Source organism: Muriicola sp. (assembly GCF_041567615.1).
Classification (GTDB): domain Bacteria; phylum Bacteroidota; class Bacteroidia; order Flavobacteriales; family Flavobacteriaceae; genus Muriicola.
Genome location: NZ_JBFGBM010000242.1, coordinates 1 through 3,067, shown reverse-complemented (window position 1 = coordinate 3,067; position 3,067 = coordinate 1). Strand labels below are relative to the sequence as shown.

Sequence of the window (3,067 nt, the reverse complement as noted above, 5' to 3'; positions counted from 1 at the left end):
TTCGGTCATGGCTTCCTTTAACAGTATGTCCGGACATTTTATGCATGCCCACGAATACTGGATTTCGGATGTTTTGAAAGGTGAACTGGGGTTTGACGGGATCATGGTATCCGACTGGAAGGCGTATTCCCGATTTGGAGAAAACGAGATCATTAATGCCGGTATTGACGTGGTCATGGCCGTGGACGGTGACCTTCAAATGTTTCACGATGGGCTCAAAGCAGGCGTTGAAAGCGGAGAGGTACCTATGGAACGGATCGATGATGCCGTAAGACGGATCCTAACCCAAAAATTCAGGCTTGGGGTCTTTGAAAACCCCTTTCCGGATGCCTCTTTGATCCCTCAGATAGGTATTCAGGCTCACCGGGATGTGGCACGGCAGGCAGTGAGAGAATCCCTGGTTCTGCTTAAAAACAAGGAGCATATCCTGCCCCTGGACAAGAACATACCCAAAATAGTGGTCGTAGGAGAACACGGGGATAATACCGGATTGCAATCCGGGGGCTGGTCGATCAACTGGCAGGGATCCTTAGAGAGTTATGCAGGCTCCACATCCATCCTTCAGGGGATCGAGAAGTTGGCTGAAGGTGAGGTCCTTTACGACAAAGATGCTACAGGGGCCCACAAAGACGCCGATGTAGCCATCATAGTGGTCGGTGAAACCCCCTATGCGGAATTATTTGGCGATATTGGCGGCGAGATAGACGCCTATCAACTGACCCTTACCGAAGAGCATCAGAATTACATCAACACCTATGTGAACCTTGGGGTAAAGGTGGTCACCCTGTTTATCTCGGGCCGCCCTTTGGTGACGACTGATCAAATAAACAAATCGGAAGCCTTTGTGGCTGCCTGGTTACCGGGGTCTGAAGGGGATGGAATTGCGGAGGTCCTTTTCGGGGAATTCGACTTTAAAGGTACGTTGCCACATGCATGGCCCGCTTCTGAAGAGGATTATAAAGGGAAATACGGACCCAATTTCTGGGATGACTCTGTGAAACCCTTGTTTCCCTTTGGATTTGGGTTGAATTACAGGGACGAGACGTCAGAAAATGACACCACAACGGGAAAATGAAGACAATGAAATGTTCAATCAAATTATTAATCGCTGTTTTTGCACTGATCTCAGGCACGGCCTGTAAAGAAACCCCTGAGAAAACAGAGACTAAACAATCGCAAATATCAAAAAACATGAATGCAAAGGACATTCTTGGAAACCCTGAGTATCTGGCTATTTCCTATGGGGGGTATCGGACAAAGACGAGGGATAACCAACCCACTCTTAATGAACTCAAAGATGATATGAGGATCCTGCATGCCATGGGGATTCGGATCGTCCGCACCTATAATGTGCATCTTGCGCAGGCGTCCAACCTGTTGAAGGCCATTCGGGAATTGAAGGAATCCGACCCTTCCTTTGAGATGTATGTGATGCTGGGGGCCTGGATCGACTGCAAGAATGCCTGGACCGGCAAAGAACCAGATCACAACGCCGAAAGTGCCAGGAATGCAAAGGAGATTGCCACGGCTGTTGAACTGGTCAATCAATATCCTGACATCGTGAAGGTACTCGCCGTGGGAAATGAGGCGATGGTGAGATGGGCTGCGAGTTATTACGTTCAACCCTCTGTTATCCTAAAATGGGTGAACCACCTGCAGGAACTCAAGAAATCCGGGAAACTCCCGAAAGATCTCTGGATTACCAGTTCCGATGATTTTGCCTCATGGGGTGGAGGAGATGAGAGCTACCATACGGAAGACCTTGCAAAATTGATCAAGGCAGTCGACTATATCTCCATGCATACCTATCCCTATCACAACTCTCATTACAACCCCGAATTCTGGAAGGTGCCAGAGGAGGAGGCTGAATCGTCAGACCTGGAGAAAATAGATGCAGCCATGGCTAGAGCCCTGGAATTCGCACAGAAACAATACAGGGCCGTCGAGGCACATATGAAAAGCCTTGGTGTGGATAAGCCTGTCCACATAGGAGAAACCGGATGGGCCAGCATTTCGGATGGGCACTACGGGCCTAAGGGATCCAGGGCTACTGATGAATACAAGGAGGCGAAGTACTACCACTTGATGCGGGAATGGACCAATGCTGAAGGAATCTCATGTTTTTATTTCGAAGCTTTTGACGAACCCTGGAAAGATGCTCATAATCCGAAGGGTTCTGAAAACCATTTTGGATTGTTCACGGTTGAGGGCAAGGCTAAATACGCCTTATGGAATCTGGTGGATAAAGGCATTTTCGATGGGCTTACACGCAACGGAAATACGATCACTAAGACATTTGACGGGGATCAGGATGCAGTGATGCAGGAAGTCCTTGTTCCTCCTATGGTGGGAGAGTGAATCTCGCAGGAAGGTCAGTGGCCTGTCGTGCGGCACGGTAATAGAAATACCAGTACAATGAAAAAGTTAAACTCAATTCAAATTATCTTGATTATCAGCTTGATCGCAGGGGGTTGTTCGGTAGAACAGAAATTGGAGGTGCAAGTTTTTGAGACTTCTGCCGGAGGAAATAAAATGACTCCGGTCGCGGAATTCAATGTTTCGGATAACCTGCCGGTAATTCAGATCATCCCTGATCAGGAATATCAAAAAATCACGGGATTCGGAGGGTCGTTCACCGAGGCATCGGCGTCCCTGCTCAACGCCCTTGGACCAGAAAACAGGAAGAAGGTCATTGAAGCTTATTTTGGGGATGAAGGGGCAAAGTATTCCCTGACCAGGACCCATATGAATTCATGTGATTTCTCCCTGAATAATTATTCCTACGCCTCTGTAGAAGGAGACCACGACTTGTTGTATTTCAGTATTGATGAGGACAAGGATGATATCATTCCTTTCATCAAAGAGGCCATGGAGGTCTCCTCTGAAGGGTTCAGGATCGTGGCTTCCCCCTGGACGGCCCCACCCTGGATGAAGGACAACAAGGACTGGCGAGGGGGTAAATTGCTGCCGGAGTACCGTGAGACATGGGCCTTGTTCTTCTCCAAATACCTCGAAGCCTACAAGGAGGAAGGGATCGATATATGGGCATTTACAGTAGAGAATGAAC

General features: G+C 48.4%; 2 protein-coding genes and 1 pseudogene. All 3 read left to right on the top strand.

Annotation, left to right across the window (positions count from 1 at the left end):
* Positions 1 to 1,075, top strand: a 1,075-nt coding sequence (locus ABYP73_RS12540) for a glycoside hydrolase family 3 C-terminal domain-containing protein (RefSeq protein ID WP_372974554.1), incomplete at its 5' end; no start/stop codon positions are given.
* A gap of 116 nt (positions 1,076 to 1,191) precedes the next feature.
* Positions 1,192 to 2,358: a glycosyl hydrolase family 17 protein gene (locus ABYP73_RS12535; protein WP_372946029.1), complete on the top strand. Its 1,167-nt coding sequence runs from the start codon at positions 1,192 to 1,194 to the stop codon at positions 2,356 to 2,358.
* A 57-nt stretch (positions 2,359 to 2,415) separates the two neighbouring features.
* Positions 2,416 to 3,067 (top strand): annotated as a pseudogene (locus tag ABYP73_RS12530) (glycosyl hydrolase family 30); the annotation flags it as partial.